Source organism: Escherichia sp. HH26CH, from assembly GCF_009820205.1.
GTDB lineage: Bacteria > Pseudomonadota > Gammaproteobacteria > Enterobacterales > Enterobacteriaceae > Escherichia > Escherichia coli_F.
Window position 1 is genome coordinate 24,167 of sequence record NZ_VNXM01000002.1, and the last position, 25,032, is coordinate 49,198.

Below are 25,032 nucleotides of genomic sequence, written 5' to 3' on the forward strand. Positions count from 1 at the left end.
ACAGGCATAATATTCACAAAAACAATATAAATGAAAAAGGGTGCAGGAGACCAAACCATCACAATTCAATACGCGGGGTTTTACCCCCGCGTGGTGGCTACTTCTTCGGTTCGTAAGCGAGAACTGCCTTAAACTCCATACCACGTTCTCTGATACTCAACTCACACAACGAGTCGCCTACCATCAGCGTGAATCCCAGTACTGTACAACACAGTACGATGATTGCCACAAGGGCATATTTTGTCAGCATGTCTTGCCTCCCTGCAAAGAAGAGACTAACATCCGAATTGCTACGTTCGAACGCGAGCCTCAGGTTGATAGAAATATCGCCTGGGGCTTTTGTCCATCTGGAACCTCGCGAATGCTCAACGCCAGACAGCCTCAAGCACCCGACGCCATTCTATAACTGTTGATTTCCCCTGCTATATTCACGTTTAAATGCCGGAATGCGGCTCGCAAAATAAAAACGCCCCCATCATTTCTGACAGAGGCGTTTATTTTATCCGGCAATATTTACCCTTCGTGCAGCCCACATTCCCTTTTTAAGCCAAAGAAACGCGTTTCTTCTTCCGCCATACCAGGTTCCCATTTACGGGTTGTATGGGTATCACCGACCGATAAATATCCTTCGTCCCATAATGGATGGTATTTCAGGCCATGTTTTTGCAGGTACTGATAAATAGTTCGGTTATCCCAGTCGATAATCGGCAGCACTTTAAATACGCCACGCTGAATTGCCAGCACCGGTAAATTAGCGCGGCTGCCGGATTGTTCACGGCGCAGGCCAGCAAACCACGTTTGCGCGTTTAGTTCTTTCAGCGCCCGGTTCATCGGTTCGACTTTGTTGATATCGTTGTACTTTTCAATGCCTTCAACGCCCTGTTCCCACAGTTTGCCGTAGCGTGCTTCCTGCCAGGCGGCGCTTTCGGTAGCGCGGTACACTTTCAGGTTGAGCTTGAGTTTGTCCGTTAACTCGTCAATAAAGCGGTAGGTTTCCGGAAACAGATAACCGGTATCGGTGAGGATCACCGGAATATCCGGGCGAATCTGATTCACCAGATGCAGGCTAACCGCCGCCTGGATACCGAAGCTGGAAGAAAGCACATATTCACCGGGCAGATTATCCAGCGCCCAGGCAACGCGGCCTTCAGCATCCAGTTTTTCAAGCTCGGCGTTAGTTTCCGCCAGCGCCAGAATGCGATCTACCTTCGGCAGTTCGTTCAGGGCATTTAGATCGAGTTTGGACATAGATTCCTCACTGTTTGCCTTGCCTGATGCGACGCTTACGCGTCTTATCAGGCCTACAAGACTGGACTGATGGTTAATCCCACAAATCACGCGCCGGATCGAGCACCGGGCGAATGATGCCCGCACGCACCGTAAAGTCGCCGAAGCCTTCACCCGCTTCACGTTCTTTCGCCCAGCGCCCTATCAGTTCATCAAGCGTCGCCAGGATTTCCGGCTCGGTGATGTTTTCTTTATGCATCCGTGGGATACGTGTCCCAATGCGGTTGCCACCAAGATGCAGGTTGTAGCGCCCAGGCGCTTTACCCACCAAGCCCACTTCCGCCAGCATCGCGCGACCACAACCGTTCGGGCAGCCTGTTACACGCATCACGATATGCTCATCGCTGACACCATGTTTCGCCATTAAATTATCGATGTTATCGATAAACGACGGCAGGAAACGCTCCGCTTCCGCCATCGCCAACGGGCAAGTCGGGAATGACACGCAGGCCATTGAGTTTTCGCGCTGCGGCGTGACGGCATTCATCAATCCGCTCTCTTTGGCGATCTTCTCAATCTTCGCTTTCTCGCTTTCCGGTACACCGGCGATGATCAGATTCTGGTTCGCCGTAATGCGGAAATCACCTTTGTGGATCTTCGCGATCTCCAGCAGGCCAGTTTTCAGCGGACGCCCCGGATAATCAAGAATTCGACCATTTTCGATAAACAGCGTCAGGTGCCATTTGTCGTCGATCCCTTTTACCCAGCCGATACGATCGCCGCGTCCGGTAAATTCATAAGGACGGATCGGCTCAAATTTGAGCCCCGCGCGACGTTCCACTTCTGCTTTAAACGTCTCAACACCCACGCGCTCCAGCGTGTATTTGGTTTTGGCGTTTTTACGGTCAGTACGATTACCCCAGTCACGCTGAGTGGTAACGACCGCTTCCGCCACCGCCAGCGTATGCTCCAGCGGCAGATAACCAAACTCGCTCGCGGTACGGGCGTAGGTTTTCTTGTTGCCGTGTTCGATAGAAAGCCCACCGCCCACCAGCAGGTTGAAGCCCACCAGTTTGCCGTTTTCCGCGATCGCCACAAAGTTCATGTCGTTGGCGTGCAGATCGATATCGTTCTGCGGCGGGATCACTACCGTGGTTTTGAATTTACGCGGCAAATAAGTCTGACCGAGGATCGGTTCTTCATCGGTGGTGGCGACTTTCTCCTGATCGAGCCAGATCTCCGCATAGGCGCGGGTACGCGGCAGCAGATGTTCAGAGATTTTCTTCGCCCATTCATAGGCTTCCGCGTGCAGCTGCGACTCGTAAGGGTTCGAGGTGCAGAGTACGTTACGGTTCATGTCGTTAGCAGTCGCCAGCGCATCAAGACCGACCGAGTGCAGCATCTGGTGCACCGGTTTGACGTTCTTTTTCAGAATGCCGTGGAACTGGAACGTCTGGCGGTTGGTCAGGCGAATGCTGCCATAAATGGTGTTTTCACCGGCAAATTTATCGATCGCCTGCCACTGTTTAGTGGTGATCACCCCACCCGGCAGACGGCAGCGCAGCAGCATCGCATGACGCGGTTCCAGCTTCTGTTCAGCACGTTCCGCGCGGATATCGCGGTCATCCTGCTGATACATACCGTGGAAACGGATCAGCAGGAAGTTGTCGCCCTTAAAGCCGCCGGTCAGACCGTCGTTTAAATCTTCCGCAATGGTCCCGCGCAGGTAGTTGCTCTCAAGCTTCATGCGCTCGGCGTCTGTCAGTTTTCCTTCGACCACTAAAGGCCCTGGATGTTTTTCGTTCATTAGTAGACATCTCGCTGATAACGGCGCTCTACGCGCAGCTCACTTAAAAATTCATCCGCCGCTTCGGTGTCCATGCCACCAAATTCGGCAATCACTTCCAGAAGTGCCTGTTCAACGTCTTTCGCCATGCGATTAGCGTCGCCGCAGACATAAATGTGGGCACCGTCATTGATCCAGCGCCACAGCTCTGCGCCCTGTTCGCGCAGTTTGTCTTGTACGTAAACTTTTTCTTTTTGATCGCGCGACCAGGCAAGATCAATACGTGTCAGCACGCCCTCTTTGACGTAGCGCTGCCACTCCACCTGATAGAGGAAATCTTCCGTAAAGTGTGGGTTGCCAAAGAACAGCCAGTTTTTACCCGGCGCTTCGTCAGCGGCACGTTGCTGCATAAAGGCGCGGAACGGCGCGATGCCGGTGCCTGGACCAATCATAATCACCGGCGTTTCCGGGTTGGCTGGCAGGCGGAAGTTGTCGTTATGTTCGATAAAGACGCGGACTTCGCCCTCTTCTTCCACACGATCCGCAAGGAAGCTGGAGGCACCGCCAGCACGGGCGCGGCCTTCCACGTCATAACGCACCACACCAACGGTGACGTGTACTTCGTTCTCGACTTCCGCCTGCGAGGAGGCGATGGAGTACAGGCGCGGGGTCAGCGGACGCAGCAGATTAATCAGGGCTTCAGCGTCAAGCTGTGCCGGTGAAAAACGCACCATATCGACAATCGGCGTCGTCGCGGCGTAATGCTGTAACTTCGCTTTATCACCCACCAGCGGCAGCAGCGTTTCACTGCGGGTAAGCGTGGCGTAGTTCTCAACGATGTTGGCGGTGTTGACGGTCAGTTCGAAGTGCCACTGTAGGGCCTCGTTCAGAGGTAACGTTTTGCCCTCGACGGTGACAGGTTCATCGCCTTTCAGCCACAGCAGTTCGACAAGTTCTTTCACCAGTGCCGGATCGTTCTGATACCAGACGCCCAGCGCGTCACCCGGCTGATAACGCAGGCCAGAGTCACCTAAGTCAATTTCGATATGGCGAACGTCTTTTTCAGAGTTACGTCCAGTAATCTTCTGGTTAACAGAGAGGCTCGCCACCAGCGGCGCGTCTTTGCTGTACGGGCTGGTGTGGATTTCATTTACCGCGCCAGTGGCGACGGATTGTGAAGGTGCTGCGACAGGCGCGCGCGATTTAAGAACATCGACCACGCGGGCGCGCCACTCGCTGGCAGCAGCCTGGTATTCAACGTCGGCATCGACACGGTCGAGCAGGCGTTCACCGCCCAGTTCCGCCAGCTTGCTATCGAAATCTTTCCCGGACTGGCAGAAAAATTCATAAGAGCTATCGCCGAGACTAAACACGGCAAACGCGGTGTTTTCCAGCTTCGGCGCTTTTTTGGAGAACAGGAACTTATGCAGCGCGACGGCCTCCTCCGGCGGTTCCCCTTCACCTTGCGTTGACGTCACCACGATGAGCAGTTTTTCGCTGGCGATTTGTTTGAATTTATAGTCGCCCGCGTTCACCAGCTTAACGTTCAGTTTTGCCGCTAATAAATCATCGCGTAATGCTTCAGCAACCCGGCGCGCATTGCCGGTTTGCGAAGCGGAGATAATAGTTATACCCGGCATTTCTGCGGCGGGCGCTGGCGTCGCTGCAAGCGCAGCAGGCTGCTGGTTGAGCACGCCCCAGAAATAGCCAGAAACCCAGGCAAGCTGGGTGGGAGTTAAATCGGTCGTGGCCGCCTGAAGGCGTGCCAGTTGCTCCGGGTTCAACGGAAGCAACGCGGAAGGTGGGACCTGTGTCGTCATGCGTCGTTATGTTCCAGTAAGCAAAGCTGTTTCTGCGCCCTGTCAGCGCCCATAAAACAGAAGAGAAGGTAAGGTTAACGGGGTGAACGGTGTGGATTAAAGACGGGATAGCGATAACTAATAACCAAATCGACTAACCTGTTTTAGCAATAGTCTTTAACAACAAAATAGATTAATCAACCCAATGAAAAACAAATGAATATTGCCCATCATCAAGATAAATCAGCGATTTTGCGCAACAAAGGCGTTTTAGATAATGCGAAAAAACAGGCTTTCCGGTACTCTACGGCGGTTTTATCGTCATGTAGAGAAATTATGATGTCCACCACGTTATTTAAAGATTTCACCTTCGAAGCCGCTCACCGCTTACCACACGTCCCGGAAGGACATAAATGTGGTCGCCTGCACGGGCATTCCTTTATGGTGCGACTGGAAATTACCGGGGAAGTCGATCCGCATACGGGCTGGATTATCGATTTCGCTGAACTGAAAGCGGCATTTAAACCAACCTATGATCGCCTCGATCACTATTATCTCAATGATATTCCTGGCCTGGAAAACCCGACCAGCGAGGTTTTAGCAAAATGGATTTGGGATCAGGTTAAACCGGTTGTTCCGCTGTTAAGTGCGGTTATGGTGAAAGAAACCTGCACCGCAGGTTGCATCTATCGCGGCGAATGATAAGAGTGTGTCGGCGGTCAATTTCCCTTAAGTAACGCTATGTTAGGGTGTTGCGCTCTGGATATCTGGGGCATGACATGGAAGACGACTGCGACATTATTATTATTGGTGCGGGTATAGCAGGCACCGCTTGCGCTTTACGCTGCGCGCGGGCAGGTTTATCCGTTCTGTTACTGGAACGCGCTGAAATTCCCGGCAGTAAAAACCTTTCCGGCGGGCGTTTATACACCCATGCGCTCGCGGAACTCCTCCCTCAGTTTCACCTGACCGCGCCTCTTGAACGACGCATCACTCACGAAAGTCTTTCTCTGCTAACGCCGGATGGCGCAACGACGTTTTCCAGCTTACAGCCCGGCGGTGAATCCTGGAGCGTATTACGTGCACGGTTCGATCCGTGGCTGGTTGCCGAAGCCGAAAAAGAAGGTGTCGAATGCATCCCTGGTGCGACGGTAGATGCGCTGTATGAAGAAAACGGCAGGGTGTGTGGTGTCATTTGTGGTGACGATATTCTCCGCGCCCGTTATGTGGTGCTGGCAGAAGGTGCCAACAGCGTCCTGGCTGAGCGTCACGGGTTAGTGACTCGTCCTGCTGGCGAAGTGATGGCGTTGGGGATTAAAGAAGTTCTGTCACTGGAAACATCCGCTATTGAAGAACGTTTTCATCTGGAGAATAACGAAGGCGCAGCGTTGCTGTTCAGCGGCGGAATCTGTGATGACTTACCCGGCGGCGCATTTCTTTATACTAATCAACAAACGCTCTCGTTAGGGATTGTTTGCCCGCTCTCTTCACTTACGCAAAGTCGTGTTCCGGCAAGCGAGCTGCTGGCTCGCTTTAAAACGCATCCGGCAGTGCGCCCGCTTATCAAAAACACGGAATCACTGGAGTATGGTGCGCATCTGGTGCCAGAAGGTGGCTTGCACAGTATGCCGGTGCAATACGCCGGTAACGGCTGGCTGCTGGTGGGCGATACGTTGCGCAGTTGCGTCAATACCGGAATTTCCGTGCGCGGCATGGATATGGCGCTGGCTGGCGCACAGGCGGCGGCACAAACGCTGATAAGCGCCTGCCAGCACCGCGAGCCGCAAAATCTGTTTCCGCTTTATCATTACAACGTAGAGCGCAGCCTGCTGTGTGATGTTCTACAGCGCTATCAGCATGTTCCGGCGCTTTTGCAACGCCCTGGATGGTACCGTGCGTGGCCTGCGTTAATGCAGGATATTTCCCGCGATTTATGGGATCAGGGTGATAAACCTGTTCCACCGCTGCGCCAGTTGCTCTGGCGTCATTTACGTCGTCATGGCCTGTGGCATCTGGCGGGCGATGTTGTCAGGAGTATTCGATGTCTGTAGCCCGTAATCTCTGGCGCGCTGCTGATGCGCCACATATTGTTCCGGCTGACTCCGTTGAGCGCCAGACGGCAGAACGGTTGATTAACGCTTGTCCGGCTGGTCTTTTTTCGCTCACACCGGAAGGTGATTTGCACGTTGATTATCGTAATTGTCTGGAGTGCGGCACCTGCCGTTTGCTGTGCGATGAAAAAACGCTACAACAGTGGCGCTATCCGCCTTCCGGATTCGGCATCACCTACCGCTTTGGATAAATAATAAGGATAATTTATGCCCCTCTTACATCTGCTCCGCCAGAATCCGGTGATTGCTGCCGTTAAAGATAATGCCAGCCTGCAGTTGGCAATCGATTCTGAATGCCAGTTTATTTCCGTGTTATACGGCAATATTTGTACCATCAGTCATATCGTCAAAAAGATTAAGAACGCCGGAAAATATGCTTTTATTCATGTCGATTTGCTGGAAGGCGCGTCAAATAAAGAAGTAGTAATTCAGTTTCTGAAACTGGTGACCGAGGCGGACGGCATTATCAGTACCAAAGCGTCAATGCTAAAAGCGGCGAGAGCGGAAGGCTTTTTCTGTATTCATCGCTTGTTTATTGTCGACTCGATTTCTTTTCACAACATTGATAAGCAGGTTGCGCAATCGAATCCTGATTGTATTGAAATTCTGCCAGGCTGTATGCCTAAAGTGCTGGGCTGGGTAACGGAGAAAATCCACCAGCCGCTGATTGCTGGCGGGCTGGTGTGCGATGAAGAAGATGCGCGTAATGCGATTAACGCCGGTGTAGTGGCGCTTTCTACCACGAATACCGGGGTCTGGACGTTAGCGAAAAAATTGCTTTGACGAGATAATCGTAACGAATTGAATTTGTGTGATTTGTAGGCCACATGCCAAATCCGGCATTCAGCGCCTGATGCGACGCTTGACGCGTCTTATCAGGCCTACAAGTCCCCAGGCCAGAACCGTAGGCAGGATCATCCGGCAGCACGTTATTGGCAATCTGCGTGAATGGTTGTCACCAGTGCCTCCAGCACCGCTTTCCAGTCATCAACCACGCCAACATCTGCCTGTGAAAATACCGCCGCGCTGGCGTCATGATTAATCGCCACCACAAACTTGCTATTGCGGACGCCCGCCATTAACGCTGCTGCGCCGGAAGCACCAACAACAATACACACCTCAGGTGCCAGCAGATGTCCTGAAATACCAATCACTTTTTCAGCATCAACGCCACCGTTCATCACTCGTGCCCGACTGTAGCCCACTTCGGCTCCCAGCTTTTCTGCCAGCATAGCGATTTCCTGGTTATCTGCCTCTCCGCCCTGCCCCACCACCAGCACCCGTCTGGCCTCAGCTAATGGGTCGCGGGTAACATTTTTCAGGTTTTCTATGCTAACCAGCCAGTCGGGAAGCGCACCTGGGACAATGTTCAGTTGCTGCATACCAGAGGGCAACGAGGCGTTTTTATCTGCTCCCGCCTGACGCGCCAGGGAGAGGCATAGCGGGCGTTTTTCTGTTTGCAGCGTCGCCGTTAGCGCATTTCCCCAGTGGGATTTGCGTACGCTTCCGGTTGAAATATCTAACGAAGTCACCTGGCTGATGCTTGCACCATGTAATCGCCAGGCCAACCGTGTCGACAGTTCATCACCAAACGTTCCCGGCGGAAAGAGAACAACGTCCGCAGGCGTTCGCTGCCACTGTTCTACCAGCGCATCCAGCACCTGTTCCGCGACCATCGGCTGCGGCTCGATTTGCCAGTGCGTTAATGTGCTGCCGCTGAAATCCTGCTCCGCCAGCCAGCCCGCTATTGCGGCATGGTCCTGATTTATTGTCACAATGGCGATATTCATGGCTGCATCCTTTGGCGTAAATAGTCCTGCCATAGCTTTTGCGCTTTTTCTGCTACCGTTTGCCCATCAAGAAGCGTTGCACCGCGTCGTTGCTCTGGCCTTTCCAGTTGCCGGCACTGCATCGCTGACGATTCAGCAGTAACAGTTTTGCGGATAATTTCAGCTTTCCCCGCAGCCATTCGCTGGCGCATTCCCGGTACTGGCAAGGCCGCCTCGCCACACTGGCGCACGGCAATCACCGCAGGCAAGCGAACCCGACAACAGCGTAATCCATGTTCAGTACGCTGTTCGAGCGAGATAAACGGTGCGTCGAGAGTAAAACGCTCCACCTGGGTAAAGCAGGGCCAGGTCAGCATTTCCGCCAGCAAAAATGGCGTTTGCCCGTTCTGCCCTTCGCTGCTCTGGCAGCCAGTAATGATCAGATCCAGCGGATTCTGGCGCTGCCATTCGGCAATATGGCGAGCGACAAATTCCGGTGCAAAGCGCAGATCTGCTGCCGTCTCCAGCAATACTGCCTTCTCAAACCCCAACGCCATAAGATAGCGCAGCCAGTGCAACGCCCGTTCATTCCCCATGCTCAACGCGGTTAAAGACATCGGCGTACCGTTTTTTCTCTGCGCTAACAGAAGCGCGGCAGCGGCCTGTTCATCAGCACCGAGTAAACTTCGCAGCAGCGAAACATCCGGTCCGCAATTACCCTGAGCCGCCACCTGCCACTCTTTTTCTGCCAGCATTCCGGCATCCGGTTCGGCTTTAAACGCTAACAGAATGTTCATTCACACCTCCTACATTTCCCGCCGCCACCAGCGGGAGTGCTTTGGTTTCTGGCGCCCATAGCCAGGTCACAACAAAACCAACCAACAACACTGTCGCCAGGAGCAATAAGGTGACTTGCATTCCCCACTGCGCCAGCACCCACGGCAGCAGGCCAGTACTTACCGCCGCGCCCAACCGACTCATGGCGGTGGCAAAACCGACACCCAGCGAGCGAATGTCAGTAGGAAAACTTTCCGCAGGCAAAATGCCCACCAGATTACTGACTGCCGAAATGGTGGTACTGAAGAGAACAAAAAGCAGCAGCGTTAATGAACAGCCAGAAGGCAAACAGGCCATCACTACCAGCGTTGCCGCCAGCAACAAAAAACTGCCAAGTAAAAATTTGCGATGTGCCAGCAGGTGCGTCAGAAATAATCCCAGCAGCGCGCCCACAATTAACAACGCATTAAGCATCAGGCTGGCAGTCAGCGCATCTTCCAGTCCAATAGTCTGGGCGATAGTTGGCAGCCAGGTGTAAATTACAAACCATGGGATTACGAGGCAGACAAAGAAGACGCTGTTAAACGCCGTGCGCCGCCAATAGCGCGAAGAGAACAAGGTTTTGATGTGTTTATGGGTCGCCGTTGCAACTTCATCGCCCAGTAAAACATGGGGACCAAAATAGCGATGCACGATAGCGTGAGCTTCTGCAAAACGCCCCTGGCGCAGTAGCCAGCGTGGCGATTCTGGCGTTCCCCAACGTAACAACGTAATCAACAGGGCAGGAAATGCCGCCGATGCAAGTAACCATCGCCAGGCTTCGGGGCTTTCGCTAATAAAGTGATGTCCGGCAAGACTTGCCAGCACATAGCCTACGGTCCACACCACGCTGAATGCGCCCAGCAAAATACCGCGATGGCGGCGCGGAGAAAATTCAGCCAGCAAGGTGTGGCCTACTGAGTAATCGCCTCCCAGCCCAATGCCGATCAAAATGCGTAGTCCAATAAGATGCTCTGGCGTGGTGGCAAAAAATTGCAGGAACGAAGCGAGCGTAATCAGCAAAAAGCTGAAGGTGAAGATTTTTTGCCGCCCGATATGGTCGGAGATCCAGCCCAAAACCAGGCTGCCGATAAACAGGCCAAGTAGCGCCGAGCCACCAATCATTCCCGCCATAAACGGCGTCAGTTGCATGGCTGGAGTAAGCTGAATTATGGCGTAACCAATGACGCCGAGAACATAACCGTCGGTCAGGTGTGCGCCGAAAGTCAGCGCAGCAATTCGACAGTGAAAACGGTTAAGCGGTAAATCATCCATTCGCACCGGTGAAGTGTTCATCTTTACCCCTTCATTGTCCGGTAATAAGAACGGCTTCCCGGTTGAGAAGCCGAAAAGACAACGCCCCGTCATCGCGAAACGCTGCCTGACACATTATTTTTCAATCGGATAGATAGTACCCGTATTCATAATACCGTTAGGATCGAACTGTTTTTTCAGCCCTTCCAGCAATGTCCACGCGCTGCCGTGTTCCAGTTTGCTCCAGTGAACACGATGTTTACCGATACCGTGATGGTGTACCATCGAACCGCCGAGGCGAATGGTTTCTTCGCAGATGATTTTGTTGAGCGGATTGTGGTATTTGTCGATTTCCTCTTCCGGCTTACAGTCAACGACGTTGTAGTCGTAGACGAAGTACATGTTGGTGCCGTTCTGATAGCTATGAGAGGAGTGACCGCCCAGCATGGTGATGTCGTCGGCGTGCGCGAACTCGGTACGAATACGGTTAATAACGCTTTCGTAGATTTCGTGTATGCAACTCCAGCAGCCGGACACTTCGGTGGTAAAGCCCATGTTGCCGGTTTTGAGGATCTGCACACGTTCGGCAGCCACTTTATCCGGTCCCCAGTTCAGGTTGTTAAACCAGGTTTCGATCAGCTTGCTGTCCACGCGCTGGCATTGCGAGTAACGTGCCACGATTTCAGCAATCCCTTCGCCCGTCGCCTTCGCAATGCGAGGGTTACCTTCAGCCATAAAGATCAGCACGCATTTTCCGTCGGCAAAATGGGTGAAGTGTTGGGTGCCATCTTCAGCGTCATACAAACGAGCGATCGACGGACGATATCCTTCCACCATGATTTCACGCAGGATGTTGAAGCCGGTTTTCATGTCTTCCAGGATATAGCCGTAGAAGAGGTTGTTTTCCGGGGTGAATTTAAAGATTTTCACAGTGACTTCAGTGATATAGCACAATGCGCCTTCGTTGCCGATGATGATGTGACGAATGTCCGGACCCGCCGCGCGTCGTGGCACGTTTTTAATGCGTGTCACGGTGCCATCAGCCAGTACTGCTTCCAGGCCAACGACCATATCCTCGATTGCGCCGTAGAGTGTGGAGAACTGCCCGATACTACGGGTCGCCACCAGTCCACCCATCTGCGCCAACGGTTTTGACTGCGGAGAGTGCCCCGTGGTGTAACCTTTTTCACGCAACGCGTTTTCCAGCACTTCCAGCGGAACGCCACATTGCGCCGTCGCCTGCATATTCTCTATATCAATATTAATGATTTGATTCATTGCAGAGCCATCAAGCACTACCGAGTTTTCCACAACGGTTTCCAGCCCACCTTCGGTAGCGGAAGCCCCGGTACGCGGCACACCGTTAATTTTGTGTGCATTCATAAAATTCAGCACACGGGACACTTGCTCTGTGGAACCGAGTTTTACGACCGCTGCCGGAATAGGCAAAGTATAAATACCATGAATATCCGGAAATTTACGAAAACGATCAATACTGTTTTTCTTCAATACCGTTTCATCGGTAATTACGCGATCTGCACCAACAATTTCCTTTAGCTGGTCGACAATCGCTGCGCGAGATAAAGACATAGTAATTCCTTCCTGATAATAAAAATGGAATAGTCATTAATAAAAGAAATCAGAAACCACCGTTATGGATTAGCGCACTAAATAACCGCCATCAACCACTAATAAATGCCCGTTGACATAATTCGATGCCGGACTTGCGAGAAATATGGCTGCGCCCATTAAATCCTGAGTATCGCCCCAACGGTTTGCTGGAATATGATCAAGAACGCGCTGATTGGTTTCTGGATTACTGCGTGTCGCCAGGGTGATATCGGTAGCGTAATATCCTGGGGCAATACCATTTACCTGAATATTATATTGACCTAATTCATCGCAATAGGCTTTGGTAAATCCGGCAAGGGCGTGTTTAGTGGCAGAATAAGCAGGAGACCATTGACCACCTAAGTAAGAAAACAGTGAACAGATATTAATGATTTTACCGCTTTTCTGCGGGATCATAATTTTTGCCGCTTCGTAGCTTAACTCGAATGCGGCGGTCAGGTTCACGTCAATCATCGGGTCCCAGTCGGCACGACCGAAATCCAGCACCTTATTCAGCTTACATATACCGGCATTGTTAACCAGAATATCGACGGTGCCGAAACGTTCACAACAGGCGGTAATTATCTTCTGCGGCGCGCCTTCTACGGTGATATCCACCTGCATGAAGTCCACCTCAACACCCTGTTTTTCAATCATTTCCTTTGTTTCGCCATTATCTTTAACGAAACTTGGAATAAAGATATTTGCGCCTGCTTTTGCGAGTGCCATGGCAAATGCCTGGCCTAAACCGCTATTCCCGCCGGTAACAATTGCGGTTTTACCTTTCAGGGAGAAAAAATCCATTGAGAACGCATTGAGAGATTCGATTGACATAGTTAGCTCCAATTTCCGTAAGGCAAAAAAAAAGAAAGGTAACTTCCCCCGCGAGAGGGAAGTTACCTTTCTCATTATCTCTGGTAACTGGAGATAATTTTTAGCATAAGGGCATAAACGCTAATGTGATCGTAATCACAGTGTGATATTCGTATTATCAAATAATTTTAAAAAGCAGAAGCGTGACTACTCTCACACAACACCCCTGCTTTCCATGTTATTTCTTATTGCAATTACTAGAGACCTGAGAAAAGTAATCCACCTGAAAGGGCGGCTTACTTTTCTCTTTTTTTTGTCTATTACAAATGGGAATACGATATGCAACACAACTCATATCGCCGTTGGATAACCCTCGCGATAATTAGTTTTAGTGGCGGCGTTAGTTTTGATCTGGCTTATTTACGTTATATTTATCAAATTCCCATGGCTAAATTTATGGGATTCAGCAATACCGAGATAGGTTTAATAATGAGTACCTTTGGTATTGCGGCTATTATTCTTTATGCCCCCAGCGGCGTTATTGCCGATAAATTTTCGCATCGCAAAATGATTACTTCCGCGATGATCATTACCGGATTGCTGGGTCTGTTAATGGCAACGTATCCACCGCTGTGGGTAATGCTCTGTATTCAGGTCGCCTTTGCGATAACGACGATTTTAATGCTGTGGTCGGTGTCGATTAAAGCCGCATCGTTGCTTGGCGATCATAGCGAGCAGGGGAAAATTATGGGCTGGATGGAAGGGCTGCGCGGCGTCGGTGTAATGTCGCTGGCGGTGTTTACCATGTGGGTCTTTTCTCGCTTTGCACCGGATGACAGCGCCAGCCTGAAAACGGTCATTATCATCTATAGTGTGGTTTACATCTTGTTGGGGATTTTGTGCTGGTTTTTTGTTAGCGATAACAACAACCTGCGCAATACCAACACCGAAGAAAAACAGTCATTCCAGCTTAGCGACATCCTTGCCGTTTTGCGTATCAGCACCACCTGGTATTGCAGCATGGTGATTTTTGGTGTCTTCACCATCTACGCCATTCTGAGTTACTCCACCAATTATCTGACCGAAATGTACGGCATGTCGCTGGTGGCGGCGAGCTACATGGGGATTGTGATCAACAAAATCTTCCGCGCACTGTGCGGCCCACTTGGTGGCATTATCACCACCTACAGCAAAGTGAAATCCCCTATCCGCGTGATTCAAATACTTTCCGTACTCGGCCTGCTGGCGTTAACTGCCCTGCTCATCACGAACTCTAACCCGCAATCGGTCGCGATGGGGATTGGTCTGATTTTACTTCTGGGATTCACCTGTTACGCCTCACGCGGGCTGTACTGGGCCTGCCCTGGCGAAGCGAGAACACCGTCTTACATTATGGGCACCACGGTAGGTATTTGTTCGGTGATTGGATTTCTGCCGGATGTCTTCGTTTACCCAATTATCGGCTACTGGCAAGACACCCTGCCCGCTGCAGAAGCCTACCGCAATATGTGGCTGATGGGCATGGCGGCGCTTGGCATGGTGATCGTCTTTACCTTTTTGCTGTTCCAAAAAATTCGTACTGCTGATAGCACCCCCGCAATGGCTAGCAGCAAGTAAGCCAGGAAAATTACAGGAGAAAAATCATGTCGAAAAAATACATCATAGGGATTGATGGCGGAAGTCAGAGCACAAAAGTGGTGATGTACGATCTGGAAGGTAACGTGGTTTGCGAAGGCAAAGGCTTATTACAACCGATGCACACTCCAGATGCCGATACCGCAGAACATCCTGACGATGATTTATGGGCATCATTATGTTTTGCTGGTCACGATTTGATGAGCCAGTTTGCCGGGAATAAAGAAGATATTGTCGGCATTGGTCTGGGATCTATCCGTTGCTGCCGTGCGTTATTGAAAGCCGATGGCACGCCAGCTGCGCCGTTGATTAGCTGGCAGGATGCACGCGTAACACGTCCCTACGAGCACACCAATCCTGATGTGGCATATGTCACCTCTTTTTCAGGTTATCTGACACACCGTTTAACCGGCGAGTTTAAAGACAATATCGCCAACTATTTTGGTCAGTGGCCGGTGGATTATAAGACCTGGGCATGGAGTGAAGATGCCGCAGTCATGGAGAAGTTTAATATTCCCCGACAGATGCTTTTTGATGTGCAAATGTCGGGCACTGTTCTTGGGCATATCACACCACAAGCCGCGCTGGCGACACATTTCCCGGCTGGGCTGCCAGTTGTTTGTACCACCAGTGATAAACCGGTAGAAGCACTGGGAGCCGGGTTACTGGATGATGAAACGGCGGTAATTTCTCTTGGCACTTACATCGCGTTGATGATGAACGGCAAAGTACTGCCGAAAGATCCGGTAGCGTACTGGCCGATTATGTCTTCTATTCCGCAAACCTTGCTGTATGAAGGTTACGGTATTCGCAAAGGCATGTGGACGGTGAGCTGGCTTCGCGACATGTTAGGCGAGTCGTTAATTCAGGATGCCAAAGCACAGGATCTTTCACCGGAAGATTTGCTCAACAAAAAAGCTTCTTGTGTGCCGCCTGGCTGTAATGGTCTGATGACGGTGCTGGACTGGCTGACCAATCCGTGGGAACCGTACAAACGCGGGATTATGATCGGCTTTGATTCCAGCATGGATTACGCATGGATATATCGTTCGATACTGGAAAGCGTGGCGCTGACGCTGAAGAACAATTACGACAATATGTGTCATGAAATGAATCACTTTGCGAAACATGTGATCATTACTGGCGGCGGTTCGAACAGCGATCTGTTTATGCAAATTTTTGCCGACGTGTTCAACCTTCCGGCACGACGTAACGCCATTAACGGTTGTGCAAGCCTGGGGGCAGCGATTAATACGGCGGTAGGTCTGGGGCTATACCCGGATTACGCAACGGCTGTCGACAAAATGGTTCGCGTGAAAGATATCTTTATGCCGATTGAGAGCAATGCCAAACGCTACGACGCGATGAATAAAGGCATTTTCAAAGACCTAACCAAACACACTGATGTGATCCTGAAAAAATCGTATGAAGTGATGCATGGTGAGTTGGGGAATGCAGATTCGATCCAGAGCTGGTCGAATGCGTAAGTGAGGAAGGCCGGGCGGGAAAATGCCCGGCCTGAACATACCTGAATGGTTATCCCCGCTGGCGCGGGGAACATAAGTTCGACAACATCAAGAATTATAACAAGTCCGGTTTATCCCTGTTTTTACAAGGAATATTAACTACAATCGATGTCCTTAGAATAAAAGACTACGCGAATCGTACTTTATCAATTTTCACTTAAAGTATGAACTGGATATCTTTATTCATAAGAACTATTCATCAACAGCGTATAGAGGCGATTATGTAAAATCATTCATTAGCCTCAAAACAAAGACAAATTTCCAGCTTTATTACTTAATCAATGAATAATAAGCTTAAAAAACAAACCATTATCCTAAAGAAAAAATTAACAAACATCAATTCAATATTAAAAAAATAATATATGATAATTTCTTAATGATTTAAACATCATACAACTAACACTTTAATTAAATTTGATTTTTTGTATCGATAATTGTGAACTTCTCATATATGGAGAGCTATTTTGAACATGAGGTGTTACGTGGATATGTTGCTTAATACGAGTACTGCTAATATAAAAACTTGAGAAAGAGATAACGGGTTATATGGTGGTTTATCCCCGCTGACGTGGGGAACTCATAGCAAGGTCTGTAGCTGCAAGCTGTTGGCGCGGTTTATCCCCGCTGTCGTGGGGAACTCGTACGGCTGTTCGCCGTTAATATCCAGGCTGCCGGTTTATCCCCGCTGACGTGGGGAACTCGCACGGTTTTTTTAATCGTTGAATTGCTGTTACGGTTTATCCCCGCTGACGTGGGGAACTCTTCCCTGTGGTTTAACTGTTGAAAGAGTCAAACGGTTTATCCCCGCTGACGTGGGGAACTCGATCATTTCGTTATTATCGCCATCACAAACAACGGTTTATCCCCGCTGACGTGGGGAACTCTCTAAACATAACCTATTATTAATTAATGATTTTTTAAGCCAGTCACAATCTACCAACTTTACAGGATCACACAAACAACACACCCATTATGTTAAAGAGCACTTAATTCATTGATTGAAAAGCTAAATATTTAAAGTAATCCTATACCGACTAAAATCCACCAAACTTTACCGCAATAATTTTCACTCCAACGAAAAATTAACGCCATAGAATTTGTAGAGAATGATAATGATTAGTCCAGGATGAGCAAAATGGAGGTTTTTCAGAGGCGACAAAGAATATAAATGAGTGGAAGTCTTTACAGGTTCCACCCATTTATAACGCTTATAAATGTTTAATCAGGCAATATTTAAATATTTATGTGTTTGCATCGATAAACGCCAGTTACGCGCAATACAGGTTTCAATGCACAAACGTGTGGCATCGTCCTTCTGGCTAATTGGCTGCAGTGCAATGACTCGTGGTTTATCATCGGTCAGCGTTGCCAGTAGTTCATCCAGTGCTTCAATATCACGTACGCGTCCCACTGGATGCTTGATTTCGTTGGCTCGCTCCAGTGCCTGTGACAACACTTCATAGCCGCCGCGCATGTTCAGCTTTGGCGATACGGTAACCCAGGTATTCGGCGTGCAGCGTACTTCATGAGTACCGCTGGTTTCGATCTGGCAGCTAAAACCGTTCTTTTCGAGCAGGTCAGTCAGTGGCAGCAAATCATGAATGCAAGGCTCACCACCCGTAATCACCACATGCCGCGCGGTGTATCCCTGACGACCAATGACAGCCAGCAAATCTTCACTGCTCGCCGCCCCCCACTTATCACTCTCTTTGGTCTTCGCCAGAATGCTGAAAAGTGAGACTTCCCGATCCTCAAGCTTTTCCCAGGTGTGTTTGGTGTCGCACCAGGCACAGCCGACCGGGCATCCCTGTAAACGAATAAAAATGGCGGGGACGCCGGTAAAGTAACCCTCACCTTGCAGGGTCTGGAACATCTCGTTAATCGGGTACTGCATAGCATTCTCTGTGAAGTGGATAATTGTTAATTATTGCAGATCCTGCCACAACAATCATGTCTTATTAACATTCTGTTACAGGCAGGTTTAAGGCAAAAAGTGGATTAGATCATAAAGAATAAAATGAAGTGGCGTATTATGTTTTAAGGAATTAATTAAAAGGAATTTAACCATGCTCAGAATATTCATCGTAATTATATTTATTTTCAATTTATCAGGCTGTGGATATAACGATATTCAAACCTATGATGAGCAGGTTAACGCTTCCTGGTCTGAGGTATTAAATCAATATCAACGTCGCGCCGATCTTATTCCTAATCTTGTCGCTAGTATTAAAGGTTATTCCAGCCATGAACAAGAGGTACTGGAAGCCGTAACATTGGCACGTAGTCAGGCTAATCGCGCCAGTAGCGATCTTCAGCAAACTCCGGGGGATGAACAAAAATTACAAGTCTGGCAACAAGCTCAGGCGCAGGTGTCTCGCACTCTCGGTCAGTTAACGATAATTAGTGAACGTTACCCTGAGCTAAAGGCCCAGGAACTCTATCAAAATTTGATGGTACAGCTCGAAGGAAGTGAAAATCGAATTGCCGTTGCGCGAGGAAGATATATTAAAGCCATCGAACAATATAATGTCACTATCCGCAAATTCCCCGCAGTGTTAACCGCAAAAGTCATGGATTACACACCGAAGAAAAATTATTTGCCGGATGATGTCGCCGCTGTGAGTAAAGCCCCGACAATAGATTTTAGCCAGAATACTAATGCTCATTAAGCGAGGAAGTCCTGTGCGAAATTTTATCTTCCTTATGGCTTTCTTTTGTTCATCTGTGTTTGCCATACAAATTCCAGTGCCTGAATCACCCAGGTATGTGAATGACTTAACCGGTAAATTGACGAACGATGAAGTAAATACTTTGACCAATCAGATTAAAGAGCTGACGCAAAAAAGCCACGCACAACTGGTCGTGTTAGTGGTTGAAACAACGGGCGATGAAACCATCGAGCAGTACGCTACGCGGGTATTCGATAGCTGGAAACCGGGTGATAAAGACCGCGATGATGGCGTTCTACTGTTAGTCGCCTGGCAGGATCAGGCCGTGCGTATTGAAATCGGTTACGGACTGGAAGGCGTTATTACGGATGCGCAGTCCGGGAAAATTATTCGCAACAGTATTATTCCGGCATTTAAAAATGGCGACCTGGCTGGCGGCTTGCAAAAGGGAATAAGCGATATTGATAATCGTCTGACGGGGAATAATTTAGCAACGATAACACCGACCGATCACCCTTTGCCCTTTAACGGTTGGTGGGCTTTGTTAGTCTGGGCAATAGTACTGACCTTTATTTCCGCCAGAGGATATTTCAAAACGCTGGGACTAATTTGCTTCACAGCTATTGTACTGGCCTTTGTTTTACCTATAGCAGGTTTCGGCGGAAGCTGGGGAGTACTCGCAACATTACTCTGCTTCGCCACACCGTTCCTGGCTGTCGCCATCGCTTTTACCCCCTTCGGCAAAAAGGTTCGGGATTCGATGCGTAGTGCCAACCGACCGTCACGCTACGAAAGAAGTAACTCGGCCTCCTGGCGTTCTTCATCATCGTCGTCATCTTCCTCTTCATCCTCTTTTGACAATGATAATTTCAGCGGTGGCGGCGGTTCTTCAGGAGGCGGCGGTTCATCCGGCCGTTGGTGATTGTTATGCGTATAATCCTTTTTCTACTCACTTTATGGTGCCTTCCTGTGCTTGCCCAGCAAATTGCTGTGCCGGAGCTGCGCCAACAGGTGACCGATATTACTGGTACCTTAAGCACGTCTGAACAACAATCACTGACACAACAGCTGCAGGATATTACACAAAAAACACGGGCACAGGTCGCCGTATTAATAGTGCCATCCACCGGAGACGATACCATTGAACAATATGCAACACGCGTTTTTGATAGCTGGAAACTGGGAGATAAGCAGCGAAACGATGGCATTTTACTTCTGGTTGCCTGGGAAGATCATGCTGTTCGTATAGAAGTCGGCTATGGGCTGGAAGGGGTGGTTACCGACCTGCAAGCGGCAAAGATTATCCGTGATATATTAATCCCTGCTTTCAAAAGTGATGACCTGATGGGGGGGTTAACACTGGCAAGCGAAAATATCGGCGCACTTCTGATGAATGGTGAATTACCGGAAGGCAGGGGGAATTATTACAGTATCAATCCCCCTATCCCATTTTCGCTTGCTGTACTTATATTGCTGGCAGTGCTTTCATATTTTATTATTTTTACCGATCCGTCGAATTTACCCTGGATAACTCTCACTGCCGCAATTTACGGGATGGTATTCCTCTATGTTGCCGAGCCAGGACCATGGACGAATTTAATCGTTGCCTGCGGTATGTTAACGCCTTTTGCGATCGTAGCGCTGCTTATCTTTTGGCTTATCGTTAATAAAAAGCTACGAGCCAAATACAAGACGCTCGGTAAAGAAAGAGCTTCAAGAAAAGGTTCTTCTTCATCCTCTTCCGGTGGCGGCTCAAGTGGCGGCGGATTTAGCGGAGGTGGCGGTTCTTCTGGCGGTGGCGGCGCGTCTGGCCGCTGGTAACTCAGCCATAAAAAATGCCAGCCCGAAGGCTGGCATTTTTAAATCAGATAAAGTCAGGCTTATGCCTGGCCTTTGATCTCTTTACGACCGTTGTACGGTGCTTTTTCGCCCAGAGCTTCTTCGATACGAATCAGCTGGTTGTATTTAGCAACACGGTCAGAACGGCTCATAGAACCCGTTTTGATCTGGCCTGCAGCAGTACCAACAGCCAGGTCAGCGATGGTAGCATCTTCAGTTTCACCGGAACGGTGAGAGATTACTGCAGTGTAGCCAGCATCTTTCGCCATTTTGATCGCAGCCAGAGTTTCGGTCAGAGAACCGATCTGGTTGAATTTGATCAGGATGGAGTTAGCGATACCTTTTTCGATACCTTCTTTCAGGATCTTGGTGTTGGTTACGAACAGATCGTCACCAACCAGCTGGATTTTGTCGCCCAGAACTTTGGTCTGGTATGCGAAACCGTCCCAGTCAGATTCGTCCAGACCGTCTTCGATAGAAACGATCGGGTACTGTTTGGTCAGTTCTTCCAGGAAGTGAGTGAATTCTTCAGAGGTGAACGCTTTGTTGCCTTCGCCAGCCAGAACGTATTTACCGTCTTTGTAGAATTCAGAAGCTGCGCAGTCCATCGCCAGAGTGATGTCTTTGCCCAGTTCATAACCAGCAGCTTTAACAGCTTCAGCGATAACAGCCAGAGCTTCAGCGTTGGAACCCAGGTTCGGCGCATAGCCACCTTCGTCACCAACAGCAGTGTTCATGCCTTTCGCTTTCAGAACTTTTGCCAGGTGATGGAAAACTTCAGAACCCATGCGGATGGCTTCTTTCACAGTTTTCGCGCCAACCGGCTGAATCATGAATTCCTGGATATCAACGTTGTTGTCAGCGTGCTCACCACCGTTGATGATGTTCATCATCGGAACCGGCATGGAGTATTTGCCCGGAGTACCGTTCAGTTCAGCGATGTGCTCGTACAGCGGCATGCCTTTAGCGGCAGCAGCAGCTTTGGCGTTAGCCAGAGATACAGCCAGGATTGCGTTCGCGCCGAATTTGGATTTGTTTTCGGTGCCGTCCAGGTCGATCATGATCTTGTCAATGCCAGCCTGATCTTTGGCATCTTTGCCAATCAGCGCCTGAGCGATCGGGCCGTTAACTGCAGCAACAGCTTTAGTTACGCCTTTGCCCAGGAAACGGGATTTGTCGCCATCGCGCAGTTCCAGAGCTTCACGGGAACCAGTAGAAGCACCTGACGGAGCAGCTGCCATACCGACGAAACCACCCTCCAGATGTACTTCGGCTTCAACAGTCGGGTTACCACGGGAGTCGATGATTTCACGACCGATGATTTTTACGATTTTGGACATTAGGTTTTCCTCAAGTCACTAGTTAAACTGAAACTCCAGACAAACAACGCGTACCCTGGGTACGCGTTGCCGTTCTAACTTTTTTACTTACTTCGCCTGACGTTTCTGGAACTCACTGGCGGCTTTCACAAAGCCTGCAAACAGCGGGTGGCCATCACGTGGAGTAGAAGTAAACTCCGGATGGAACTGGCAAGCCACGAACCACGGGTGATTCGGAACTTCGATGATCTCGACCAACTGATCATCCCCGGAACGGCCCGCAACGCGCAGACCTGCATCTTCAATCTGTTTCAACAGCATGTTGTTGACTTCGTAACGGTGACGATGACGCTCAACAATTGTCGGCGCATTGTACAGCTGGCGAACCAGGCTATCGTCAACCAACTGGCACTGCTGTGCGCCGAGACGCATGGTACCGCCGAGATCGCTCTTCTCGCTACGAACTTCAACGTTGCCGTTTTCATCACGCCACTCGGTAATCAGCGCCACAACCGGGTACTTACAGTCTGGCACAAATTCCGTAGAGTTGGCGTTCTCCATGTTGGCAACATGGCGAGCGTAATCAATTAACGCCACCTGCATACCCAGGCAAATACCCAGATAAGGAATATTGTTCTCACGCGCAAAACGCGCGGTCGTAATCATGCCTTCTACGCCACGATAGCCGAAACCGCCAGGTACGAGGATTGCGTCCAGACCTTTAAGGATTTCAACGCCGCGCGTTTCAACATCTTGTGAATCGATCAGTTTGATGTTGACGCTGACACGATTCTTCAGCCCACCGTGTTTCAGTGCTTCGATCACGGATTTGTAGGCGTCCGGCAGTTCAATGTACTTGCCGACCATACCAATGGTGACTTCACTTACCGGATTCGCTTCTTCGAAGATAACCTGTTCCCATTCGGACAGATTCGCTTCCGGGCAGTTTAAGCTGAATCGTTTACAAATATAATCGTCCAGCCCCTGCGATTTCAACAGGCCCGGAATTTTATAGATGGAATCGACGTCTTTCAGAGAAATAACCGCTTTTTCCGGAACATTACAGAACAATGCAATCTTCGCACGTTCGTTCGCCGGAACAGCGCGATCTGAACGACAAATCAGGATGTCAGGCTGGATACCGATGGAGAGCAGTTCTTTTACAGAGTGCTGAGTCGGTTTGGTTTTGACTTCACCAGACGCTGCCATGTACGGCACCAGCGTCAGGTGCATAAACAGGGTGTGCTCACGGCCAATTTCAACAGCCATCTGGCGAATCGCTTCAAGGAACGGCAGGGATTCGATATCACCTACAGTACCGCCGATTTCTACCAGTACCACGTCATGACCTTCGCCGCCTTCCAGCACGCGCTCTTTGATAGCGTTAGTGATGTGCGGAATAACCTGTACGGTTGCGCCGAGGTAATCACCGCGGCGTTCTTTACGCAGAACGTCAGAGTAGATACGCCCCGTGGTGAAGTTGTTGCGGCGGCTCATTTTGGTACGAATGAAACGCTCGTAGTGCCCCAGGTCCAGGTCGGTTTCAGCGCCGTCTTCAGTAACGAACACTTCCCCGTGTTGGATTGGGCTCATAGTACCGGGATCGACGTTGATGTACGGATCCAGTTTCATGATGGTCACATTGAGGCCACGGGCTTCAAGAATGGCTGCGAGGGAGGCTGCGGCAATGCCTTTACCCAGAGAGGATACGACCCCGCCGGTCACAAAAATATAGTTCGTTGTCATGCTGAACCTGAGAAGTTAGGTTGAAAAGACGATGGAATAACCAGGACGGGAAAGCAGTATACCCGAACATGACCTGTGCCACAAACTTTCATTATCCCTCCTCTTCGCCAGCGCACCATTGAAATCAGGAGTGAGAAAATAGCCCCTTTGGGGTAAATGTTTTTGACGCAAATCAAGCGCTTGTCATTTAAAAAATGACACAAATCGCGCTTGACCGCGTAATTCCCTTAGAGATCAATTTCCTGCCGTTTTACCTGTTGCCAGACTTCTTCCATTGTTTCGAGGTCAACACCTGTCATTTCCAGTCCACGCGCGGCAACAATACGCTCCACTTCGCGAAAGCGACGCTCGAATTTTTCGTTCGCTTTTTGCAATGCGATTTCCGCTTTTGTCCCTAAATGACGAGCCAGATTAACCGTGGCAAACAGCAGGTCACCCATTTCCTCCTCCAGTTTAGCCTGGTCGACAACAGCCTGCCGCGCCTCGTACATCACCTCGTCGATCTCTTCGTAGACCTTATCGACTACCGGGCCGAGCGTCGTCCAGTCAAAGCCAACGTTGGCGCAACGTTTCTGGATTTTTTGCGCACGCATTAAAGCCGGCAAACTACGAGGAATATCGTCCAGCGCCGAATGCTGCGCTTTCTGCGCGCGCTCTTCGGTTTTGATTTCTTCCCAACGGGCGAGCACTTCATTACTGTTTTCGGCAGAACTGCCTGCAAAAACATGTGGATGGCGACGTTCTAGCTTATCGCTAATCGCGGCGCAGATATCATTAAAATCAAAGCGCCCTTCTTCCTGAGCCATTTGCGCGTAAAACACCACCTGGAACAACAGATCGCCGAGTTCACCGCGCAGATCGTCAAAGTCTTCGCGGGCGATGGCGTCCAGCACTTCGTAGGTTTCTTCAAGGGTGTAAGGTGCAATGGTGGCAAATGTCTGCTCTTTATCCCACGGGCAGCCGTTTTCCGGGTCGCGAAGACGCTGCATAATAGTGAGCAAACGATCGATTTGATTCATTAGAATGTCCTGAAAATTGCGGGTCTGTCAGGTGTAATACCTTCGAGTAAAAGATACCGCTGGATACAGCTGATGCCATATCCAGCTATGCAG

The 25,032-nt window shown here is 50.0% G+C and carries 21 protein-coding genes, 1 pseudogene and 1 CRISPR repeat array; of the genes and pseudogenes, 9 read left to right on the plus strand and 13 right to left on the minus strand.

Going from position 1 to position 25,032, the window contains the following annotated elements; genetic code table 11:
• Nucleotides 1–97 precede the first annotated feature (97 nt).
• From FQ015_RS00140 to cysJ, 4 genes are all read right to left on the minus strand, one after another.
• Nucleotides 98–250: a Hok/Gef family protein gene (locus tag FQ015_RS00140; RefSeq protein ID WP_000956457.1), complete on the minus strand. Its 153-nt coding sequence runs from the start codon at nt 248–250 to the stop codon at nt 98–100.
• A 263-nt stretch (nt 251–513) separates the two neighbouring features.
• A complete protein-coding gene (cysH, locus tag FQ015_RS00145) occupies nt 514–1,248 on the minus strand; it encodes a phosphoadenosine phosphosulfate reductase (RefSeq protein WP_000039850.1) in 735 nt (244 codons plus the stop codon).
• Nucleotides 1,249–1,321: 73 nt separating this feature from the next.
• Nucleotides 1,322–3,034, minus strand: a complete 1,713-nt coding sequence (gene cysI, locus FQ015_RS00150) for an assimilatory sulfite reductase (NADPH) hemoprotein subunit (protein ID WP_160523548.1) — start codon at nt 3,032–3,034, stop codon at nt 1,322–1,324.
• Nucleotides 3,034–4,833, minus strand: a complete 1,800-nt coding sequence (gene cysJ / locus FQ015_RS00155; RefSeq protein WP_097399354.1) for an NADPH-dependent assimilatory sulfite reductase flavoprotein subunit — start codon at nt 4,831–4,833, stop codon at nt 3,034–3,036. The genes cysI and cysJ overlap by 1 nt, the downstream gene beginning before the upstream one ends.
• A gap of 315 nt (nt 4,834–5,148) precedes the next feature.
• Here cysJ and queD point away from each other — a divergent pair, with 315 nt between their 5' ends.
• From queD to FQ015_RS00175, 4 genes are all read left to right on the plus strand, one after another.
• Nucleotides 5,149–5,514: a 6-carboxytetrahydropterin synthase QueD gene (gene queD / locus FQ015_RS00160; protein ID WP_001329795.1), complete on the plus strand. Its 366-nt coding sequence runs from the start codon at nt 5,149–5,151 to the stop codon at nt 5,512–5,514.
• Between the two features lie 77 nt (nt 5,515–5,591).
• On the plus strand, nt 5,592–6,863 hold the full coding sequence (locus FQ015_RS00165; RefSeq protein ID WP_160523549.1) for an FAD-dependent oxidoreductase: 1,272 nt from the start codon (nt 5,592–5,594) through the stop codon (nt 6,861–6,863).
• Nucleotides 6,854–7,114, plus strand: coding sequence for a ferredoxin family protein (locus tag FQ015_RS00170; protein ID WP_032185005.1), 261 nt, complete (start codon nt 6,854–6,856; stop codon nt 7,112–7,114). Before FQ015_RS00165 ends, FQ015_RS00170 begins: the two co-directional genes overlap by 10 nt.
• 16 nt (nt 7,115–7,130) lie before the next feature.
• A complete protein-coding gene (locus FQ015_RS00175; protein ID WP_001130254.1) occupies nt 7,131–7,706 on the plus strand; it encodes a glycerol-3-phosphate responsive antiterminator in 576 nt (191 codons plus the stop codon).
• 146 nt (nt 7,707–7,852) lie between these two features.
• On the opposite strand, the gene FQ015_RS00180 is transcribed toward FQ015_RS00175, so the two are convergent.
• The 5 genes from FQ015_RS00180 to FQ015_RS00200 all read right to left on the minus strand — a co-directional run bounded on the left by FQ015_RS00180 (nt 7,853) and on the right by FQ015_RS00200 (nt 13,207).
• A complete protein-coding gene (locus tag FQ015_RS00180) occupies nt 7,853–8,713 on the minus strand; it encodes an electron transfer flavoprotein subunit alpha/FixB family protein (protein ID WP_160523550.1) in 861 nt (286 codons plus the stop codon).
• Nucleotides 8,710–9,489, minus strand: a complete 780-nt coding sequence (locus FQ015_RS00185) for an electron transfer flavoprotein subunit beta/FixA family protein (protein ID WP_160523551.1) — start codon at nt 9,487–9,489, stop codon at nt 8,710–8,712. The genes FQ015_RS00180 and FQ015_RS00185 overlap by 4 nt, the downstream gene beginning before the upstream one ends.
• Nucleotides 9,467–10,876 (minus strand): MFS transporter, encoded by a 1,410-nt coding sequence (locus FQ015_RS00190; protein ID WP_160523552.1) that lies wholly within the window; start codon nt 10,874–10,876, stop codon nt 9,467–9,469. The genes FQ015_RS00185 and FQ015_RS00190 overlap by 23 nt, the downstream gene beginning before the upstream one ends.
• Before the next feature lie 21 nt (nt 10,877–10,897).
• Nucleotides 10,898–12,352: an FAD-binding oxidoreductase gene (locus tag FQ015_RS00195; protein WP_160523553.1), complete on the minus strand. Its 1,455-nt coding sequence runs from the start codon at nt 12,350–12,352 to the stop codon at nt 10,898–10,900.
• A 69-nt stretch (nt 12,353–12,421) separates the two neighbouring features.
• Nucleotides 12,422–13,207: an SDR family oxidoreductase gene (locus tag FQ015_RS00200; protein WP_160523554.1), complete on the minus strand. Its 786-nt coding sequence runs from the start codon at nt 13,205–13,207 to the stop codon at nt 12,422–12,424.
• Nucleotides 13,208–13,525: 318 nt separating this feature from the next.
• On the opposite strand from FQ015_RS00200, the gene FQ015_RS00205 reads away from it, so the two are divergent.
• Nucleotides 13,526–14,803 (plus strand): MFS transporter, encoded by a 1,278-nt coding sequence (locus tag FQ015_RS00205; RefSeq protein ID WP_160523555.1) that lies wholly within the window; start codon nt 13,526–13,528, stop codon nt 14,801–14,803.
• 26 nt (nt 14,804–14,829) lie between these two features.
• Complete coding sequence (locus FQ015_RS00210; protein WP_160523556.1) at nt 14,830–16,308, plus strand: FGGY-family carbohydrate kinase; 1,479 nt, start codon at nt 14,830–14,832, stop codon at nt 16,306–16,308.
• Nucleotides 16,309–16,897: 589 nt separating this feature from the next.
• Nucleotides 16,898–17,231: direct repeats of the CRISPR family, unit length 29 nt; unit sequence CGGTTTATCCCCGCTGACGTGGGGAACTC.
• A gap of 338 nt (nt 17,232–17,569) precedes the next feature.
• Here the strand turns inward: FQ015_RS00210 and queE are convergent.
• Entirely contained in the window at nt 17,570–18,241 is a 672-nt protein-coding gene (queE, locus tag FQ015_RS00215; protein WP_001199973.1) for a 7-carboxy-7-deazaguanine synthase QueE, read from the minus strand.
• 172 nt (nt 18,242–18,413) lie between these two features.
• Here queE and FQ015_RS00220 point away from each other — a divergent pair, with 172 nt between their 5' ends.
• The 3 genes and pseudogenes from FQ015_RS00220 to FQ015_RS00230 all read left to right on the plus strand — a co-directional run bounded on the left by FQ015_RS00220 (nt 18,414) and on the right by FQ015_RS00230 (nt 20,837).
• Nucleotides 18,414–19,016 carry a LemA family protein gene (locus tag FQ015_RS00220; protein ID WP_160523557.1) on the plus strand — a complete coding sequence of 201 codons (603 nt, stop codon included), beginning with the start codon at nt 18,414–18,416 and terminating at the stop codon, nt 19,014–19,016.
• A 13-nt stretch (nt 19,017–19,029) separates the two neighbouring features.
• A pseudogene (locus FQ015_RS00225) lies at nt 19,030–19,701 on the plus strand (TPM domain-containing protein); the annotation flags it as partial.
• A gap of 233 nt (nt 19,702–19,934) precedes the next feature.
• Nucleotides 19,935–20,837, plus strand: a complete 903-nt coding sequence (locus FQ015_RS00230) for a TPM domain-containing protein (RefSeq protein WP_160523563.1) — start codon at nt 19,935–19,937, stop codon at nt 20,835–20,837.
• A gap of 59 nt (nt 20,838–20,896) precedes the next feature.
• On the opposite strand, the gene eno is transcribed toward FQ015_RS00230, so the two are convergent.
• The 3 genes from eno to mazG all read right to left on the minus strand — a co-directional run bounded on the left by eno (nt 20,897) and on the right by mazG (nt 24,939).
• Complete coding sequence (gene eno, locus FQ015_RS00235) at nt 20,897–22,195, minus strand: phosphopyruvate hydratase (RefSeq protein WP_000036723.1); 1,299 nt, start codon at nt 22,193–22,195, stop codon at nt 20,897–20,899.
• A gap of 87 nt (nt 22,196–22,282) precedes the next feature.
• The gene (gene pyrG, locus FQ015_RS00240; protein WP_000210878.1) at nt 22,283–23,920 is read right to left on the minus strand and encodes a glutamine hydrolyzing CTP synthase; all 1,638 of its coding nucleotides are present in this window, start codon (nt 23,918–23,920) and stop codon (nt 22,283–22,285) included.
• Between the two features lie 227 nt (nt 23,921–24,147).
• Complete coding sequence (gene mazG, locus FQ015_RS00245; protein ID WP_001071668.1) at nt 24,148–24,939, minus strand: nucleoside triphosphate pyrophosphohydrolase; 792 nt, start codon at nt 24,937–24,939, stop codon at nt 24,148–24,150.
• Nucleotides 24,940–25,032: the final 93 nt, after the last annotated feature.